This is a genomic window from Marinicauda sp. Alg238-R41, assembly GCF_947331485.1.
Classification (GTDB): Bacteria; Pseudomonadota; Alphaproteobacteria; order Caulobacterales; family Maricaulaceae; genus Marinicauda; species Marinicauda pacifica.
On the sequence record NZ_CAMZOJ010000002.1, the window covers coordinates 211,013 to 229,676 of the forward strand.

Annotated in this window: 16 protein-coding genes; 12 read left to right on the forward strand and 4 right to left on the reverse strand. The window is 65.1% G+C overall.

Annotated features, from left to right (window positions below; translation table 11 throughout):
* Nucleotides 1-143: 143 nt before the first annotated feature.
* Nucleotides 144-506 (reverse strand): hypothetical protein, encoded by a 363-nt coding sequence (locus tag PGP17_RS09470; protein WP_270375149.1) that lies wholly within the window; start codon nucleotides 504-506, stop codon nucleotides 144-146.
* Nucleotides 507-583: 77 nt separating this feature from the next.
* On the opposite strand from PGP17_RS09470, the gene PGP17_RS09475 reads away from it, so the two are divergent.
* Together PGP17_RS09475 and PGP17_RS09480 are read left to right on the forward strand one after the other, a co-directional pair.
* Nucleotides 584-1,162, forward strand: coding sequence for a hypothetical protein (locus PGP17_RS09475; protein ID WP_270375150.1), 579 nt, complete (start codon nucleotides 584-586; stop codon nucleotides 1,160-1,162).
* A 29-nt stretch (nucleotides 1,163-1,191) separates the two neighbouring features.
* Nucleotides 1,192-1,377: a helix-turn-helix domain-containing protein gene (locus tag PGP17_RS09480; RefSeq protein WP_270375604.1), complete on the forward strand. Its 186-nt coding sequence runs from the start codon at nucleotides 1,192-1,194 to the stop codon at nucleotides 1,375-1,377.
* A 3-nt stretch (nucleotides 1,378-1,380) separates the two neighbouring features.
* Here the strand turns inward: PGP17_RS09480 and PGP17_RS09485 are convergent, their stop codons facing one another.
* On the reverse strand, nucleotides 1,381-2,937 hold the full coding sequence (locus PGP17_RS09485; RefSeq protein ID WP_270375151.1) for a peptide ABC transporter substrate-binding protein: 1,557 nt from the start codon (nucleotides 2,935-2,937) through the stop codon (nucleotides 1,381-1,383).
* 86 nt (nucleotides 2,938-3,023) lie between these two features.
* The gene (gene carA / locus PGP17_RS09490; RefSeq protein ID WP_270375152.1) at nucleotides 3,024-4,232 is read right to left on the reverse strand and encodes a glutamine-hydrolyzing carbamoyl-phosphate synthase small subunit; all 1,209 of its coding nucleotides are present in this window, start codon (nucleotides 4,230-4,232) and stop codon (nucleotides 3,024-3,026) included.
* 191 nt (nucleotides 4,233-4,423) lie between these two features.
* On the opposite strand from carA, the gene PGP17_RS09495 reads away from it, so the two are divergent.
* The 5 genes from PGP17_RS09495 (at nucleotide 4,424) to PGP17_RS09515 (ending at nucleotide 10,968) form a co-directional block, all read left to right on the forward strand.
* Complete coding sequence (locus tag PGP17_RS09495; RefSeq protein ID WP_135944314.1) at nucleotides 4,424-4,891, forward strand: GatB/YqeY domain-containing protein; 468 nt, start codon at nucleotides 4,424-4,426, stop codon at nucleotides 4,889-4,891.
* Nucleotides 4,892-4,991: 100 nt separating this feature from the next.
* Nucleotides 4,992-6,839 carry a DNA primase gene (gene dnaG / locus PGP17_RS09500; protein ID WP_270375153.1) on the forward strand — a complete coding sequence of 616 codons (1,848 nt, stop codon included), beginning with the start codon at nucleotides 4,992-4,994 and terminating at the stop codon, nucleotides 6,837-6,839.
* Nucleotides 6,840-6,896: 57 nt separating this feature from the next.
* The gene (gene rpoD, locus PGP17_RS09505) at nucleotides 6,897-8,948 is read left to right on the forward strand and encodes an RNA polymerase sigma factor RpoD (RefSeq protein ID WP_135944311.1); all 2,052 of its coding nucleotides are present in this window, start codon (nucleotides 6,897-6,899) and stop codon (nucleotides 8,946-8,948) included.
* 145 nt (nucleotides 8,949-9,093) lie between these two features.
* Nucleotides 9,094-10,464, forward strand: coding sequence for a mechanosensitive ion channel domain-containing protein (locus PGP17_RS09510; RefSeq protein WP_270375154.1), 1,371 nt, complete (start codon nucleotides 9,094-9,096; stop codon nucleotides 10,462-10,464).
* Between the two features lie 45 nt (nucleotides 10,465-10,509).
* Complete coding sequence (locus tag PGP17_RS09515) at nucleotides 10,510-10,968, forward strand: GNAT family N-acetyltransferase (protein WP_135944307.1); 459 nt, start codon at nucleotides 10,510-10,512, stop codon at nucleotides 10,966-10,968.
* 63 nt (nucleotides 10,969-11,031) lie between these two features.
* Here the strand turns inward: PGP17_RS09515 and PGP17_RS09520 are convergent, their stop codons facing one another.
* Nucleotides 11,032-11,394 carry a DUF378 domain-containing protein gene (locus tag PGP17_RS09520; protein WP_270375155.1) on the reverse strand — a complete coding sequence of 121 codons (363 nt, stop codon included), beginning with the start codon at nucleotides 11,392-11,394 and terminating at the stop codon, nucleotides 11,032-11,034.
* 110 nt (nucleotides 11,395-11,504) lie between these two features.
* On the opposite strand from PGP17_RS09520, the gene PGP17_RS09525 reads away from it, so the two are divergent.
* The 5 genes from PGP17_RS09525 (at nucleotide 11,505) to PGP17_RS09545 (ending at nucleotide 18,651) form a co-directional block, all read left to right on the forward strand.
* Nucleotides 11,505-11,927 (forward strand): secondary thiamine-phosphate synthase enzyme YjbQ, encoded by a 423-nt coding sequence (locus PGP17_RS09525; protein ID WP_270375156.1) that lies wholly within the window; start codon nucleotides 11,505-11,507, stop codon nucleotides 11,925-11,927.
* 81 nt (nucleotides 11,928-12,008) lie between these two features.
* A complete protein-coding gene (locus PGP17_RS09530) occupies nucleotides 12,009-13,535 on the forward strand; it encodes a hypothetical protein (RefSeq protein WP_270375157.1) in 1,527 nt (508 codons plus the stop codon).
* Nucleotides 13,536-13,717: 182 nt separating this feature from the next.
* Nucleotides 13,718-16,876: a peptidoglycan-binding protein gene (locus tag PGP17_RS09535; RefSeq protein WP_270375158.1), complete on the forward strand. Its 3,159-nt coding sequence runs from the start codon at nucleotides 13,718-13,720 to the stop codon at nucleotides 16,874-16,876.
* Nucleotides 16,877-16,888: 12 nt separating this feature from the next.
* Nucleotides 16,889-17,827, forward strand: coding sequence for a sulfite exporter TauE/SafE family protein (locus PGP17_RS09540; protein WP_135944300.1), 939 nt, complete (start codon nucleotides 16,889-16,891; stop codon nucleotides 17,825-17,827).
* Nucleotides 17,824-18,651: a TIGR02186 family protein gene (locus tag PGP17_RS09545; RefSeq protein ID WP_270375159.1), complete on the forward strand. Its 828-nt coding sequence runs from the start codon at nucleotides 17,824-17,826 to the stop codon at nucleotides 18,649-18,651. The genes PGP17_RS09540 and PGP17_RS09545 overlap by 4 nt, the downstream gene beginning before the upstream one ends.
* Nucleotides 18,652-18,664 lie beyond the last annotated feature (13 nt).

Below are 18,664 nucleotides of genomic sequence, written 5' to 3' on the forward strand. Positions count from 1 at the left end.
CGCGCGCGAACCCGCCCAGCCTTCCGAAGAGCTTCGGACGGCGGCGGTGTCGGCGTTCTCAAAAATGCTGAAGCCGGGTGTTAGCGCGGAATCGCCGCGATGGCGAGAGGGGATGTGAGGAGAAATGCGCCGGCGCCGGCGTGCTATCGCCTGGCCCGCGCCGCACGCACCAGAGCCCATAGCGCCCCCTCGGCCGGCACGCTGGAATCATTGACCATGACCGCGACGAAGATGTCGTCCTCGGCCAGGTAAGCGACGGCCGCGCGAAAACCGGTTATGCCGCCGGAATGCATCAGCATCGGACCGGTTGCGTCGATGCCGCCGGTCAGCTGGATGCCGCGCCCGTAGGACATCGCTGTGGTGTCGGTGACGGCCACCGGCAGGTGGAGGGCAGCTGGCCGGTCGATCGACCGCGGACCGTCATAGCTCTGATCGGCATGGCATTGCAGAAGCGGCGCCGATTGGAGTGAGGCGCTAAGGAGTGCCAAAGCTGCAAATGCGTACATCGAGGCGGCTCTTCGACGGATGACACGCGCTATCGATTAAAGTAAGGCTTTAATTAGATCAACTCGGAGATTGATAAATGAAAGCCATGGACAAGCGGCATGAAGCGGCATCGGAAAGCCCGGAGCAGGGTCTCACCCCGGCGATGCAAGGCTGGGCAGCGGTGTTCGCCGTCCTGACCCGCCTGGGCGCGGCGTTCGTGATCGTGTTCGCCGTTCTGCCGGTTGCGATATTCCCCGAAATGCTGCCCGAGCGCGCCACCTATATGGGCGAACGGTACGACTGGTATGCTTGGCCGTTGCGCCTCGGGGCGGCAGCGATCGTTCTGGTTCCGTCATCCATCATGGCGTGGGGGCTGTGGGGTCTCGGCAGGTTTTTCGGGCAATGCGCGGGCGACCATCCCTTCGCCGTCAGCGGTCTGACCGGCTTGCGTAATTTTGCGCTGGCCATCTGGCTGAACGCCGTACTGGGACCGCTGGCCGGCGCTGGCCTTAGTGCGTATCTAAGCGGTCTGAGCCCGGAGGTGAGCGGCCAGCTTGCGTTGAGCGTCGGCAGTGGCGATCTGGGCGCTCTGCTTCTGGGCGCCAGCTTTTTCTTCGCCGCCCAACTCCTTCATGAGGGTGGCCGGGCCCATGACGAGTTGAGGACGATCTTGTGAGTTCGGCAATTCAGGTCAATCTCGACGTGATGCTGGCGCGGCGCAAGATGCGCTCCAAGGAACTGGCCGAAGCGATCGGGGTCTCTGAACAGGCTTTGTCCATGATCCGCACCGGCCGCATCAAAGGGATGCGTTTTTCCACTCTGGCCGCGATTTGCGACGTGCTCGATTGCGAGCCAGGCGACATTCTGGCTCTGGTTCCATCCGCCGAATAGCGATCAATCCAGATCGAGGTCGCGCCAGAGCATCGGCGGAATCTCCTGACGCCAGCCCTCCACCCGGTCGCCGATCAGCCAGAAGGTACGTTCATGCAGTAGCGGCACGATGGCCTGTTCGGCGAGCAGGAGCTGCTCTGCGCGCCGGTACAGCTCGGCCCTGGCGTTGGCGTTTATGGTCGCGCGTGCCTGGGTCATCAGCAGGTCGAAGTCCTCGCGAACCAGGCCGGACCAGCCGCCATCGTCGGCAAACCCGTCCGGACCGAATGGCTGGAGCATGAAGTTGGGGTCCGATTTGAGGCCTCGGTCGAAGCGGGACAGGGAGAGATCGAAATCGCCCGCATCCACGGCCGCGAACATGTCCAGAGCCTCGCTCGGCACCAGGTTCAGCTCGACATGCACGCGGGCGAGGTCGCGCATGATGGCGGCGGCCATGCGTTCCCGCCCGCCGGCAATCAGGCGGAGGTCCAGGCGCAGCGGCCGTTCGGGACCGTATCCGGCGGCGGCCAGGAGGGCGCCAGCGGTATCCAGATCGGCGGGAGCCGGGCGCGCATCGGCAGGGATGACGGTTTCGGTCGGGCTGGCCTCTGCGTCGAACAGCGTGTCTGACAGAAAGGCGCGATCGATGGAGAGCGAGATCGCCTGTCTTACCCGCAGATCGTTCAGCGGTGCGCGGCTGTGGTTGAGCTTCAGATAGGTGAGGGTGGGGGCGTTGAAACTATGAAGTTCCGGGCCGAACTCGGCCTTCAGGGCACTGATTTCACCGGCGGGAGGCTGTTCGCAAATATCGAATTCGCCTGCGCGGAAACGCTGCGCCCTCGCCTCGGCATTCTCGACGACCTCAACCTCGATTTGGGGAATGGAAACGCTCTGCGCAGCGTGGAAATTCCGGTTCCGGCGCAGCAGGTAGCGTCCCTCCTCGTGCGTGGCGAGGACATAGGGTCCGGCGCTGACCCATCCCGCCGCGCGCGTCCAGGCCTCCGGCGCGGGCTCGATGGCATGGCGCGGAAGTGGATAGAATTCGCGCATGAAGACCGGAAACAGGCCGACCGGCTGGTTCAGCCGGAAGACCACCGTGCGCGGATCGGGCGCCTCGACGGCGATGTCTTCGGGTGGACGTTCGCCGGCCACGGCTTCTCGCGCGCCCTCCACCGCGAAGAAATCGCCCAGATCCGCGAATCCGGTCATCGGGTCGACCGCGCGCTGGGCCGTCCAGACGACATCCTCCGAGGTCAGCGGTGTCCCGTCCGACCAGACGAGGTCCGGGTTCAGGCGAAAGATCCAAAGCTGACCGTCATCACTGCGCCAGCCATCGGCCAGGCCCGGCGCGACCCCGCCGGAGGGCGCGTACTCGGTCAGGGGCGCATGCAACTGCTTGAACATCAGGGCGGAGACAGCGAGCTGGCCGCGCAGCGGATCGAGCGTATCGGGTGCACTTGCGAGGGCAACGCGCAGTATCGCGTCGTCACCGCCCGGGCCCGCAGTCCTCGAGCAGGCGGCCAGCGACAATGCGCTGGCGGCGGCGAGGAATTCCCGGCGATTGGCAAATGGCTTGCGCACCCTCGCGTTCTACTCCCGCAAGACTCGTGAAGATGCTGATATAGCGTGCCTGAATCCGGGATGCACCCGTTTCGAGGCCGCGAGTGCTAGAGGCTGGTGACGAAGGTCTCGAAGACGGCAAAACTGTCTTGAGGACCCGGGCTTGCCTCAGGGTGGTGTTGCACCGAATAGACCGGCTTGTCGGTCAGCATGAAGCCACAATTGGTTCCATCGAACAGGGACACATGCGTCTCTTTGGCATTGGTTGGCAAGGTGTCGCGATCCACCGCGAAGCCGTGGTTCATCGACACGATCTCCACCTGCCCGCTGGAGATGTTCTTGACCGGATGGTTCGCGCCGTGATGGCCTTGAGTCATCTTCACGGTCGTCGCGCCCACCGCGAGCGCCAGCATCTGGTGACCGAGGCAAATGCCGAGCACCGGGATGCCGGCCTCGATCACGCCGCGAATGGTATCGAGCGCGAACTTGCCGGTTTCGGCCGGATCGCCCGGGCCGTTGGAAACCACGACACCAGCCGGTTTTTCAGCCAGCACATCCTGCGCGGTCGAGCTGCCCGGCATGACATGCACGCAGGCGCCCGCCCCGGCGAGGCGGCGGAGGATATTGGCTTTGACCCCGTAATCGAGGACGACGACTTTCGGTCCGTCCTTGGGGCCTTGCGCATAGCCTTCCGGCCAGGCCCAGTCCGCGCTCTGCCAGTCGGCAGCGGCGGCACCGGTCACAGCCCGGGTCAGCTCGCGTCCTTCCATACCGGGGGCGTCGTGGGCGAGCTTGGCCAGGGCATCGAGATCCAGCTTCCCGTCGCGCGCATGAGCGATGGCAACCATGGGCATCCCGTCCTGCCGAATGCGGCGCGTGAGGGTGCGCGTGTCCACGCCGGTCACCGCGATCACGCCGCGTGCCGCCAGCCACTCGTCGAAGCTCTGCTCGGCACGCCAGCTGGCCGGAGCGGTAATGGGCGCACGGCTGACCATGCCGACTGCCGCCTTCCTGGCCGGTTCGGATGCGGCTTCTTCGTCCTGCACATTCGCGCCGACATTGCCGACATGCGGGAAGGTGAAGCAGACAATTTGCCCAGCATAAGAGGGATCAGCCAGAATCTCCTGGTGACCGGTCATGGCGGTGTTGAAGCAGAGCTCGCCCGTCGCAATCCCGCTGGCCCCCGCGCCCTTGCCGAGGAAGACGCTGCCATCGGCCAGGAGAATGGCGCCTGTGGCCGCGTTGATCTCGTCTGCAGTGAGGTCTTCAATCCGGCGCTTGGGACCGCGCACTTGATTCTCGATCGTATCCGACATACTTCACCGCTCCTTAGACGCCGCGCGACCCCGTGATGGCGCGAACGCGGATGCGTGCGCCCTCTGGACAAACGCGCGGACGGTATGAGAGGCAACCCGGCCCGTCAAGAGACGGCAGTTGCTAAAAACGGTTTGTTTTACAAAGAGTTGCTGGTTTTGCTGTGGATGTCTGACCGGCAGAAGGATCTCGAATGCACATTCGCGAACGAATTCTCGCCGACCTGAAGGACGCGATGCGCGCCAAGGACACCTTGCGCCTTAACACGCTGCGTCTCATTCAGGCCGCGATCAAGGACCGCGATATCGCGGCCCGGGCCGAGGACCGCTGCGATGGCTGCGGTCAGAGCGAGGTGCTGACGCTGCTTCAGAAACTGGTCAAGCAGCGCGAGGAAAGCGCGGACACGTACGAAAAGGCGGGCCGGCTGGATCTGGCCGAGCGCGAACGCGCGGAAGCCGATATCGTGCGCGAATATCTGCCGCGGCCCATGGATGAGGCCGAGATTTCCAAAGCTGTCGATGCAGTCGTGGGTGAGCTGAACGCTACCGGCCTGAAGGACATGGGCAAGTGCATGGGCACGCTCAAGGACCGCTATTCGGGTCGGATGGATTTTTCGCGGGCCGGTGCAGAGGTCAAGTCGCGCCTGAGCGGCGCGGCCTAGGTCTTTCCCGTCAGGCCAGCGTGAAACCCGGCGTGACGGAGACGGTCCGGCAGGTCTAGACTGACCGGCTGGCCCATCCTGTCATTATTCCAAGGCGCTCATGTCCCTGCCTGACGGCTTCATCGACGAGATCAAGGCGCGTGTGCGTCCGTCCGATATCATCGGACGCTCCGTCGCGCTGAAGCGCCAGGGCCGGGAGTTCGTCGGTCTCTCTCCGTTCAAGAAGGAACGCACGCCTTCCTTTTTCGTCAACGACGAGAAGGGCTTCTATCACTGCTTTGCCAGTCAGAAGCATGGAGACGTCATTTCCTGGCTTCAGGAAACCCAGGGCCTGTCCTTCATGGAGGCGGTCGAGGCGCTGGCCAGCGAGGCCGGGCTCGACATGCCCAAACCCGATCCGGACTCGGCGCGGCAGGAAGAACGCAAGAAATCTCTGGTCGAATGGATGGAGGCCGCGCAGGGCTTCTTCCGGCGCAAGCTCTCCGGCTCTGATGCCGGCGAGGCCCGCGCCTATCTGCAACGCCGTGGCCTGTCTGGAGCAGATTGCGAGCGCTTCGGTATCGGCTATGCCCCCTCGAGCCGGCGCGCGCTGAAGGATTTCCTGACGGCGGAGGGCGCGCGGGTGGAAGAGCTGGTCGAAGTCGGCCTGCTGATCGCGCCCGACGACGGGGGCGAGGCCTATGACCGCTTCCGCGACCGCATCATGTTCCCCATTCACGACCCGCGTGGACGTCTCGTGGCGTTCGGGGGGCGTGCGCTGTCCAAGGACGCCCGGGCCAAATACCTCAATTCGCCGGAGACCTCGCTGTTTCACAAGGGCGCGTGTCTGTATCGCTTTCCCGAGGCGCGGCGCTTTGCGTCCGATCCCAAGGTCAAGGCACGCGGACTGATCGTGGCCGAGGGCTATATGGACGTCATCGCGTTTGCCCGCGCCGGGCTCGGCCATGCCGTCGCGCCGCTGGGCACCGCGCTGACCGAGGACCAGCTGCGTCTTCTATGGCGTGCGGGTGGCGCGCCGACCGTCTGCCTCGACGGTGATAGCGCCGGACGCCGGGCGGCGGCTACAGCCGCCGAGCGCGCCCTGCCGCTGCTTGAAGCGGGACGCACCTTGCGCTTTGTCTTCCTGCCCGAGGGCCAGGACCCGGACGACATGCTGCGCGATCGCGGCGCCCAGGCGCTGCGCGAGGCGATCGCTGAACCCCGGCCCCTGGTCGATGTCCTGTGGGACCGCGAGAAGTCGCTGGAACCGCTCGACGATCCCGACCAGCGCGCAGGCTTTCGAAAGCGGCTCCGCGCGCTGACGGGCAAGATCCAGGATGGCGACCTGAAAGCGGAATATATCGCCGAATTCGACCGGCGCCTCTCTGACCTTTTCGGCGCGGGCTTTGCCGGACGACGGACGCACCGTCAGTCGAGCTGGCGCCGCGAGAAGGATCCTCTGGCCGGTCCGGCGACCGCGTCGCTTAAAGCCTCCAGGCAGGGGCCGCGCGCCGGCGCGACGGCGCGCATCCTCCTTCTGGCAGCGATCGAATGGCCCTCGATTGCCGAAGGCGAAGCCGAAACACTCGCCGAACTCCCCCTCGGTCCGCTTGACAGCCTGCGTGACGGCGTTCTAGACGCCTGCTCTTCTGAAGACCTTGCGCGCGCGGGCGGATTGAGTTCCGCTCTGGTCGAGCGCGGGTTTGGAGAAGTGTTACAGCGTCTCGAAGCGGACCGCGGACCAATGCGGGCTGCAATGGGGGGAGATCAAGCTGCAGTCGATGGCCGGGCGGAGGCTTGGCGTGCACTTGCGGCTTCTTATATGGATAAGCTCACTCGCGAAGTCCGTCAGGCTGAAGAGCGTGAACGCCTCGAGGGCGTGTTTGAAGACGGCGATTCGGATGAGTTCAAGAAAGTCGTGGCCGCCATGCGCCGCGGCAGGGTGAACAAACGAGGCGGCGCGCGGTAGGAAGTCCTGCCGGCGCGCGCCCTTTTGCGGGCAAGGCTCGAGGAGCTGAATTCACTAATGACGAAATCGACCGACACGACCGACAGCGCTGCTGCGGAAACGCAAGACCGGCCGCTGCTGGATCTGACCGATCAGTCGGTCAAGGCGATGATCAAGACCGCGAAAAAACGCGGCTATGTCACGCACGACGAACTCAACAAGGTTCTTCCCAGCGAAGAATTCTCCTCCGAGAAAATCGAAGACATCCTCTCCCAGCTGTCCGAGATCGGTATCACGGTCGTCGACAGCGAAGAGGAGTTCGAGGACACCGACAACAGCGCGGACGAGTCCGACGAGGAGGACGAGTCCAAGTCTACGGCGCTCGCAGCCAAGTCCAAGACGGCTGTAGCGGGTCAGAATACCGGCGCGGCCCAGGACCGGACCGATGACCCGGTGCGCATGTATCTGCGCGAGATGGGCTCGGTGGAACTGCTGTCTCGCGAGGGCGAGATCGCCATCGCCAAGCGCATCGAGGCCGGCCGCAACGCGATGATCCGCGGCCTGTGCGAGAGCCCGCTGACCTTTGAAGCGATCATGGTCTGGCGCGATGAGTTGCAGTCGGGCCAGGTCCTGCTGCGCGACATCATCGATCTGGACGCCACCTATGGCGGCACCAAGCCGGACCATTCGGAAACCGGCGGACCCGGCTCGCCGGGCGCCAAGGCCGCCGAGGCGGAAAAGGCTCGCAAGGCCGAAGCAGCCTCCAAAGACGAGGACGGCGCCGAGAAAGCGGAAGGCTCCGAAGACACTGAGTCCGAAGAGGGCGAGAACGGCGACGAGGACGAAGACGACGAGGAGGGCCAGAACCTCTCTCTGGCCGCGATGGAAGCTGAACTGCGCGACGGCGTGATGGAAACGCTCGATGCCGTGGCGAGCGATTTCGAGAATTTCCGCCGCCTGCAGGACAAGCTCGTCACCCAGCGCCTCGAAGGCAAGGACCTGACCAAGAAGGACCGGGAGAACTACGAGACCCTGTCCGAAAGCATCGTGGAAAACCTCAATTCGCTGCATCTCAACAATGCGCGGATCGAGGCTCTGGTCGAGCAGCTCGATGCGATCAACAAGCGTCTGGTGGGTCTGGAAGGCAAGCTCTTACGCATGGCCGAAGCTCATGGCGTGGCGCGCGGCGAGTTCCTGAAGCTCTATCACGGCAACGAGCTCAATCCGAACTGGCTTGAGGAAGTCTCGGCCAAGTCGAAAGCCTGGGCGAAATTCGCCGAGCGCGAAGAGCGCGAAGCCACCGCCATCCGTGAGGAAATTGCCGCTCTGGCGACAGAGTCCGGTGTTCCGGTCGACGATTTCCGCCGCATCGTGCACACCGTGCAGAAGGGCGCGCGCGAGGCGCGCGTCGCCAAGAAGGAAATGGTGGAAGCCAACCTTCGCCTGGTGATCTCGATCGCGAAGAAATACACCAATCGCGGGCTGCAATTCCTCGACCTGATCCAGGAAGGCAATATCGGCCTGATGAAGGCGGTCGATAAGTTCGAATACCGCCGCGGCTACAAATTCTCGACCTATGCCACCTGGTGGATTCGTCAGGCCATCACACGGTCGATCGCCGATCAGGCCCGCACCATCCGCATTCCGGTGCACATGATCGAGACGATCAACAAGATCGTGCGCACCAGCCGCCAGATGCTGCACGAGATCGGCCGCGAGCCGACCCCGGAAGAGCTGGCCGAGAAACTCTCCATGCCGCTGGAAAAAGTGCGCAAGGTGATGAAGATCGCCAAGGAGCCGATCTCGCTCGAAACCCCGATCGGGGACGAGGAAGACAGCCATCTGGGCGATTTCATTGAGGACAAGAATGCGGTCCTGCCCATCGACGCCGCGATCCACTCCAATCTGCGCGAGACCACCACTCTGGTCCTGGCCAGCCTGACCCCGCGCGAAGAGCGTGTGCTGCGCATGCGCTTCGGCATCGGTATGAACACGGACCACACCCTTGAGGAAGTGGGCCAGCAGTTCAGCGTGACCCGCGAGCGGATCCGCCAGATCGAGGCCAAGGCGCTGCGCAAGCTGAAACACCCGAGCCGGAGCCGCAAGCTTCGCTCTTTCCTGGATAGCTAGGCAAACGCGCTGCACACAGAATGAAGCCCCGGCCCGAACAGCCGGGGCTTTTTCGTCTTCGCCGGCGGCGAAACGAAAGCCGCCGGCCGGCGTTAGCTCCGTCGGCGACTTCCCTTTTCATGCACCTTGCGCAAGGCTCTGCCCGATGACCCGTGTAACCCTCCGCTTCTGGCTTGCCTTCGCCGCACTTCTGGCGTGCGTTTTCGCCCTGCTGTCAGCTCCGGCCGGGGCGCAGACGGGCGGAAGCGACGCCGGTGGCGAAATCCAGCTGGAGACCGACGCCCCTTCGGACGCCGCGATCGCCCGGCGTATCGAGACCATCTTTGGTGAAATCCAAAGCCTGTCCGGCGTCGAAATCGATGTCGAGGCAGGTGTCGTGACCCTGACGGGCGAAACCGTGACCGCCGAGGCGGCCAGCCGCGCCGAGGCGCTCGCAAGCCGCGTGGAAGGTGTGGTGACGGTCGAGAACCGGATCGGGCGTGACGTCTCGGTCGCCACCCGCGTCGCTCCGGCCGTGGGCGAGCTAGAGACCTCACTACAGGATCTCGTTCGCTTCTTCCCGCTGCTGGCGCTTGCGGTGGCGCTGTTTCTGGTACTCGGACTGGCCGGCTGGCTCCTGAGCCGCTGGGACGGACTTTGGCGCGTGCTCGCGCCCAACCGCTTTGTCGCGGAGCTTCTGGGCACGACCGTTTTCGGCCTTTTTCTCGTTTTCGGACTGGTTTCGGCCCTGACCCTGCTGGACGCCACGGCCTTCCTGGGCGCGCTGCTGGGGGCGGCCGGTGTCATCGGTCTGGCCGTCGGTTTCGCGGTCAAGGACACGATCGAAAACTACATCGCTTCGATCATGCTTTCGGTCCGCCAGCCTTTCCGGCCCAACGAGCATGTGGTGATAGACGGGCAGGAGGGGCGGGTGATCCGGCTGACCTCGCGCGCCACCGTGCTGATGACGCTCGACGGCAACCATTTGCGTCTGCCCAACGCCCTCGTCTTCAAGGCGGTGATCCTGAACTACACCCGCAATCCGGAGCGCCGTTTCGATTTCATTCTGGGCGTGGACCCGGACGACGATCCAATGTCCGCGATAGAGACCGGCCTGACCGCGCTGAAGGCCCTGGACTTCGTGTTGACGGCACCGGATCCGGCCGGAGTCATACGCGAGGTGGGCGATTCCACGATCAACCTGTTCTTCGCCGGCTGGATCGATCAGACCGCAGCCGATTTCTTCAAGTCGCGCTCGGTGGCGATCGCGGCGGTCAAGGCGGCGCTGGACCAGGCCGGCTTCACCTTGCCAGACCCGACCTATCGCCTTCGTATCGACGGCGGCGCGCTCCCGGCTGCGCCTGCCGCGCGAACGCCAGCCACGCCGGCCGCAGGGGCACCGGCCAAGCCTGCCAAGGCCCCCACCGGGGAGGCCTCGGATGTGGCGCCGGATACCTCGCTGGCTGACCGTGTCGAAGAAGAACGCCGTGAAGCGCCGGCGCGCGATCTGCTCTCGGAGGACGCGCCGAGCGAATAGGACAGGGAGGTCAAGGCGACCGTTCCCCAACACAAAGGAAATCCAATGAGCCAGTCAGAGCTGACCATCAAGGCGGCGCGCCCCAAGGATGCGCCCGCCATCGCCCGCCTCTCGCGTGAACTCAATGAAGTAGTCGGAGATTCGACCGAGCACTGCACGCCGGAGAATATCAAGCGCACCCTGTTCGGGCAGGACACGAGTTTTCATGTGCTGGTTGCCTCGCGCGCCGATGGCGAGCCGATCGGCTATGCGGTCTGGCATGCCTATTACGATAGCGGCCATGGCGGCGCTGGCGCGTGGCTGGCCGAGGTCTGCGTGGGCAAGGCGGGCCGCGGCGAGGGCGCCGGGCGCGCTTTGTTCGAGGCAGTGATCGAGGATGTCCGCGAAAGCCCCGCGACATTCCTGATGTGGACCAGCTCGGAGACCGAAGCGGCCGAAGGGCTCTACGAGAGCTCGGGCGGCTACGCGAAACCCGTTCGCCGCTGGGAGTTGAACGGGCTCTAGGCCAGAAAAACGCCCCGGTGAAAACCGGGGCGTTTTTTTTTGACGTCGTCCAATGCCTGGAAGCTAGGCCGTCCCGCCGGGGCCGGCACCGGGCGCACCGGTCGTCGGTGGCTGCTTGGGGTCGCTGCCCGGGCCCGTACCGGCAGGCGTGCCGCCAACCCGTGGCTTGCCGGCAGCCGGCGTCGCGGGCGTGGTCGGACCCGTCTCGGGCGCATTGGCGGCTTCGGGCCGGGATTCGCTTTCACCGCCGGGTGAGAGCACCTTGGCGGCGAACAGGGCCACGACAATGGCCGCAGCGCCTACCAGCAGGTAGATCAGGGTCGTGATCCAGCTATTCGCGCCGAACATCGCGAGGAGATTGAAATTGGACAACCCGATCAAGCCCCAGGCGAGCGCGCCCAGGATGACGATGATCAGGGAAACCATGTAAAGCACTCTCATGACGGTGGGCCCTCGTGTCCGCGAATATGTGGAATGAATCCAACGGCCGCGCCGTACACAGGGTTCCAAAGATCAGACCCCGGCCGGGAGGGCGCATGGCACAGTCACGCATCGAGATTTCCACCAGCGGGCCCGGCCTCTATGAGTTTACCGACAAGGCCTCGGCCTTCATCAGGTCAGTCGCGTCCGGCGATGGACTGCTGACGTGCTTCGTGCGCCATACCTCCGCGTCGCTCTTGATCCAGGAAAACGCCGATCCGGATGTGCGCCGGGACCTGGACGTGTTTTTTCGCCGGCTGGTTCCGGACGGAAATGATCCGGCCATGTCCTGGCTGCGACATACCGCCGAAGGTCCCGACGATATGCCGGCCCACATCAAGGCGGCGCTCACGCCCGTCTCTCTGAGCGTACCGGTCACGGCCGGGCGCCTGGCGTTGGGAACCTGGCAGGGCCTCTACCTGTTTGAGCATCGGCTTGCCGCCCACACCCGTGAGATCGTCCTGCATCTGTCGAGCTGACCCAGCCTCGTTTTCACCAGGTCATGAGCCTGCCCTATTCCTTGGTTCCCCTGTCGATATCGTCATTTGAAGGATTGCGTCATGCGACTCGCCTCCTGCCTGTCAGCTCTGTGCTCTGCCGGTCTCCTGTGTGCGGGCCTTGGCGCTCCGGCGGCCGGAGCCCAGACGACCGAGCCGGTCGTGCACGAGCCAAATAGCGCCATTACGCCTCAGATGAGCGGACCGGCCTATATCGCGGCACGCGGCGGCTTCGGCTCTGCACGTGAAATGACCGTGGCGATGAGCCGGACCGATCTGGGCGGAGGCGCCCGCGTCGAGGGCGAACTGACGGTCCTGGTCGGGGAAGACTGGGTTCTGGAACAGGGGAACGGGCCGGTGACCCTGTACGATTTCGCCGAAGAGCGCACGGTCGAGTTCGACCGGGAGGCAGGGACGTTCAGCAATCTGGCGACCCACGCTCTGGCCCGGCGCAATCTTGATATCTACGTCGCGCTGTCGGACCGGGGCATGCGCGAGCAGATCGACTTTGCAGACGTGGTCGGACTGGACCGCTTCTGGCTCGAGGCGGCGATGGGTATCAGCGCGCGCGAGGCAGATGTCGAGCTGAGTGTGGCGGACGACACACTGACTGCGGTTCGCGGCGATGAAACGGTAACCCGGATCGGTTTCGGCACCTGCCACTCGCCCGCCCTGAACGAAAGCCAGGCGGCGGCCTTCAACGCCTGGCTGGTCCGGGCTGCGCCAGTCCATCCGACCGTCTCTGCCGCCCTGCTGGACCAGGATCGGGCACCGTGTGCGCTGTCCTTTGTGATTTACAGTCCGGATAGCCCCCAGGGGCGAGAGGAGAGCTGGTCGATCGAGTCTGCGGACATGGTCCCCAATGCGGACGTGTTTGCTTCCGGCGATAGTGTAGCCCTGCCGGGCCCTGACCTGCTTCAGGAGTTGCTCTGGCCCGCCGTACTGGAGGCAGTGCGCGGCGAGGCGGGCGACACGCCCGGCCCTATCACGTTCATGGATGACATCGAGAGCCTGCGCGAAGCCGGGGATCTGGCCGGCGCCCTGCTGCTGTCCATCCGGGAAACCCACCATTTCGGTCCGTGCCCCACGGCGACCATCGGGTCTGCGCGCCTGGCGTGCACAAGCATGAGCGGCTTGCGCGCACAAGGCATTGGGAATGCGGATTTCGAACGTGTCGCGGCCGGGCTCGCCGCCGTCGATAGCGGCGATCACGCCGGCGCTATCGCTGCGTTGAGGCCCTCGCTTTCGCGCCAGGACCGGGCCGGCGCCGCAGCGCGCACGCTCGTGGCGAACGAGCTTGTCGCCTGGGGGCGCGAAGGTCTCGAGGCTCACGAGGAGCTCGACCCGGCGCGCCTTCTGGCCGAGGCGATCGTCCTCGATCCCCTGGCTCCGGATACGTATTGGTATCTGGGTGAGCGCTTTCTTGTCGCCGGCTCGCCGGAAACGGCGTTTACCCTGTTTGAGCTGGGTTCGGCCCTGCCCGGACGGGATATGACGCCGCTTCTACAGCAGTCGGTTGAGCTCAAGGCGCGAATCGAAGACGTTGCGCCTGCTTATTTTCCAGCTGCTTTTGGGCTTAACCCCGATTGACACCGGGTTAATAGCTTTACCCCGCCTTAACCGCACCACCTGCTTTTATCGTTAAGACGTCACAGTGAGCCGTGAACCGGCGGATGCGTGTGGATATCCACATCTAGTATCCGTTTAGAGCGTTTACACAATATTTACGGCTTCGCTACGCTGGCGTAAGGAGCAGGAGTCGATTCGCAGCCATGCCACCGTCCGGCAATCCCTGGAGCGTTAAGGGTATCGACCCTCGCGCCCGCGCCATCGCCAAGTCGGCGGCGCGCCGGGACGGTATGACTCTGGGCGAATGGCTCAATCGCGTCATCCTGGATGACGAACCGTCAGGCTCGAACGGATGGGACGACCAGCTCTCTGCCTTTCCCGGCTTCGGCGGCGGCGATGGTGGCGACGAAGACACCGAACTGGCGGAAATCGTTCAACGGCTGGCCACCCGGGTCGAGGCATCCGAACGCCGGTCCACGCTGGCCCTCTCCGGAGTAGACCAGGCCGTTCTCGGCCTGTCGCGCCGCCTCGAAGCGCTCGAAGACGAGCATGAGGAGGATGGCGGCGAGGTCGAGCAGGCCTTGTCTCGTGCGAGGGCGGCTCAGGACGAACTCCTGGAGCGCATCCGCAAGCTTGAAAAGGCCGGCCCCGGCGCATCGGGTCAGGAAGCGGTGCGCGCCGTGGAGCATGCGCTCGGCAAGCTGGCAAGCCGGCTTTACGAGACCGAAAACGAGATCCGGTCCGAACTCGATACGCTGGCGCTCAAGGAAGAACGCCGCCGCGACGGATCGGAGAAAACGATCAAGTCGCTGGCTCAGCGCGTCGACGATGCGGAACGCAAGCTGTCCGGTGAAGACTCCGCCCTGCGTGACATGGTCGAGGACCGTTTGCGGCGCAGTGGTGAGGAAGTCAGCGCGCTTCACGATGCGACGCGCACCCTGCAGCAGCGGCTCACCGCCGCCGAAGGCGCTACCCACCGGGCCGCCGAAATGCTCGGTCGCTCGCATGAGCAGCTGGAAAGCCGGTTGAAGTCCCTGGAGGGACGCGCCTCAGACACCGTGAGCCAGGACGTGTTTCAGCGCCGCTTCGATTCGCTGGCTGGCGAACTGGCCAATGTCATTCGCGATACGCGCGCCGATTTTGCCCGGCAGATCGACACAGTGGCGCGCGGCGGCAATTCCCAGGAGATGCGGGATGCGCTGCGCGACGCGGAAACACGTATCTCCCAAGCCGAACAGCGCCAATCAGACCAGCTCGCGCGGATCGGCGACCAGATCGGCAAGCTCGCCCGCGCGATGGAAAAGCGCCTGGACGAGACAGACCGTCGCCTGGAAAGCCGCCTGGTCGATGCCGAGCGCGGCCGCCGTACGAGCGAGAGCCAGGCCGTGATCGAAGCCCAGCTCAATCAGGTGCGCGAAGAGAACGCGAATGCGGTTCGCAAGATGGGCGAGGAAGTCGCCAAGCTTGGCAATTCACTGGCCGACCGGGTCCAGCAAGCCGAACATCGCTCCGCCCGCGCCGTTCAGGCCGCTGGCGAGCGCATGGCCCAGGTGGTCGAGAAAATGCAGACGCGGCCGCCTGAACGCGAAGAGGAATTGCAGGCCCGCATCGATGCCTCCGAGACGCGCACAGCGCAGCGTATCGACGAGGCGATGGGCAAGCTGCATGACCGCCTCGACATGGCGCGCAGCGAACAGGCTGACGCGCTGACCCCCGTTCAGCGGGCGATGTCGGCCCTGGCAGACCGTCTGGAACGGATCGAAAGCGGTGCACCGGCCGGCGGCCCCGTCGCCAGCACCGAGGCCGCGGAGCCGGCTGAACAGCCAGACACGATGGCTGCGCCCGAACCGGAGGCTCCTGCCGAGCGCCGCAAGGCTCCGTTGCCTCTGCCGCCCGGTGTGGCGGAAGACCGCCGGGAGCAAGACCCGTTCGACATCGATCTGGAAAACGACGGCTTCGTCGTGGACGCAGAGCCTGCACCGGGGCGCAAGCGCGACGCGGAGCCGGAAGAAATGGCGCGGGACGCGCGTCCCAGGAAACCGGCCGTACTGGGCGCGACAGCGGATGCCGACTTCCTGGCGTCGATGCGCAATACTGCGCGGACCAGCCGTGCGAAGGCACCCGAGCTGCCGCGTTATGCGCCCGGCGAAGCGTCCGACCGTGAAGAAGGTGGTCGGGGGCGCTGGGTCCTGATCGGGGCGAGCGTTCTGAGCTTCCTCATCATTGGCGCCGCGGCAGGACTGCTGATCCTCGATACGCTGTCTGGCGAACGTGTGGCGCGCTCGACAAGTCCGGCTTCGTCGGATGCGCTGAATTCGCTGTTTTCCGCCGAAGCCGAAAGCCGGCCGCCGGAACCCGTGCGTATCGAAAGCCCGGCCGAGCCGGCGGGGACGAGCCGCGCCGGGGAAGCGGCCACCGATGACGCCACACCACCGGCAGATGCCGAGCGCTTGCCGGAGCCCGAGCCCGTCGAAACCGCCGGAGTCGAACCGGTGCAGGAGCCGCAGTCCAGCCGTCCGCAACCCGACGCGCGGGTGCAACCGGTGTCAATGGAGGCCACTCCGCCGAGCCTGGAAGAGCTGGCGAATGCCGGCGATCCGGTGGCGCGCTATCAGCTCGGGCTCGAGCGCCTCGAAGCCGGCGCCATGGAAGATGCGGCGGCCCTGATGCGGCGAGCTGCCGAGCAGGGCCTTGCCGCGGCCCAGTATCGCTATGCCCAGATGCTTCAGCGCGCCGAGGGCGTGGACGCCAACGCAGAAGCGGCCCGGCTCTGGATGGTTCGCGCCGCGCAGAACGGCAATGTGCGCGCGATGCATGCGGCCGGGGCCATGTTCATCAATGCGGATACGACCATGGAGAATCAGGAGCAGGCAGCTCGCTGGTTCGAGCAGGGCGCTCTGCACGGGTTGCGTGACAGCCAATTCAATCTGGCCCTTCTGTTTCAGTCTGGCTACGGCGTTCCCGAAAGCCCGGCGGACGCGTATGCCTGGTTCCTGATCGCAGCCGACAACGGGGACGAGGCGGCCGCAACGCGCGCCGCCGATTTGCGCCGGGAACTCAGCGTGGAGCAGCGCAACGCCGCTGAAGAGGTGGCCAACGCCTTTACGCCGCGAAGCGCCGACCCCGCGGCTCAGGGACGCTTTGGCGATCGCGATGCTCTGGCTGGCCAGGACCTCACCCTGATTGCCCGCGCTCAGGACCTGCTTGGCGATCTTGGATATGATGCGGGTCCGGCCGATGGGGATTTCGGACCGCAAACCCGTGAGGCTATTGTCGCCTATCAGAGCGATCAGGGGCTTGACCCCACTGGCCGGGTGGATGCCGCCCTGCTCGCCCGCCTCGAACAATCAGCGCCCCGGTAGGGCGGCGGCGCGATGCAGATCTACCTGCCGATCGCGGAAATCTCGGTGAACCTCTTCCTGCTGCTCGGTCTTGGAATCGGGGTGGGCTTCCTGTCGGGGATGTTCGGCGTGGGGGGCGGCTTCCTCATGACGCCGGCACTCATCCTGATCGGCGTTCCTCCACCGGTTGCGGTCTCCACCCAGGCCAACCAGATCGTGGCGAGTTCGGTCTCCGGTGCACTGGCTCATTTCCGGCGAAAGACGCTGGACGTGAAGATGGGGCTGGTGCTCCTGGTGGGCGGTGTGATCGGCTCGACCTCAGGCGTCTTCCTCTTCTCTCTGCTGCAGCGGCTGGGTCAGATCGACCTGGTGATTTCGCTCTCCTATGTCGGGTTTCTGGGCTCGATCGGTGCGCTGATGTTCATCGAGAGCGTCAATGCGATCCGCGTCCGCCGCAAGCTGGCGCGCGGCGGCCAGATGCCCCGCCGCGGCCGGCGCAAGCGCAACTGGATCGATACCCTGCCGCTCAAGACCCGCTTTCCGGTCTCGGGGCTGTATATGAGCGTCATCCCGCCGATCGTGATCGGTCTCCTGGTCGGCATACTGGTTGCCGTCATGGGCGTGGGCGGAGGCTTCGTGATGGTCCCGGCAATGATCTACATGCTGCGCATGCCGACCAATGTCGTGGTGGGAACGTCGCTGTTCCAGATTCTCTTCGTCACCGCCCTGACGACCTTCCTGCAGGCGGCACAGAACCAGACCGTGGACATCGTGCTGGCCTTTCTGCTGATCGTCGGCGGAGTCGTAGGCGCGCAGCTCGGCGCGCGTGCGGGCGCGAAGGTCAAGGCAGAGGAATTGCGCGCCGCGCTGGCCATCATCGTTCTGGCCGTGTGCCTGGCCCTGGCGTGGGGCCTGGTCGCGACCCCGAACGAATTCTACGAGATCATTGAAGCCGGGGGGCAGGCCACATGACCCGGTATCTGCGTCATCTGTTTGCGGCTGTGGTGCTGGCGGCGTGGGCCACATTTGCAGCGCACGGCGCGCCGCCTGAGGGAGATCCGCCCCCGGCCGATATCCTGGCGGCCCTGACCGAGGAAACGGTGCAGATCCGATCGAACTTCGCTGGCGCCGAGATCACGCTCTATGGCGCCGTGCGCGGCTTTGAGGAAGGCGACGACATCGCCATCGCCGTACGCGGGCCCGCGCGCGACGTTCGCGTGATGCAGAAAGTGCGCACGCTGGGCATATGGATTAACCGGGCACCGATCCGGTTCGAGAGCGTGCCTGGATATTACGCGGTCGCCGCGACGGCGCCGCTTTCTGAGTTCGCGAGCTTCTCTGCCCTGCGGCGCAACTCGCTCGGCACCGGTCACGTCTATCTGTCCGCGCCGGAAACCGAGAGCCTGGAAACCCGCTTCGGTGTCAGTGATGTGCGCGTATCGACGCTGGGAGCCGAGATCGTCGACTATCGCGAGGCCCTGGTGCGCATCAAGAACCGCGACGGGCTATACTACGAAGCGTCAGACGGGGTGGAGCTGATCGAGGGAGGCTTGTTCTCTGCCGAAGTCCGCCTCCCGCCGCGAACGCCTGTCGGGATATACCAGGCCGATGTCTACCTGTTCCGCGACGGAGAGCCGATTGCCTCGCGCCGTGTGGCGCTGCGGGTTGAGAAGGCCGGCATCGAACGTCTCATCTACGAGATGGCTCATAACTCCCCGCTCGCCTATGGTCTGGTGGCTGTCATCCTGGCCGTCGTCAGCGGATGGGGCGCAGCCGAGATTTTCCGACGCCGCTAGACAGGGGACGCTC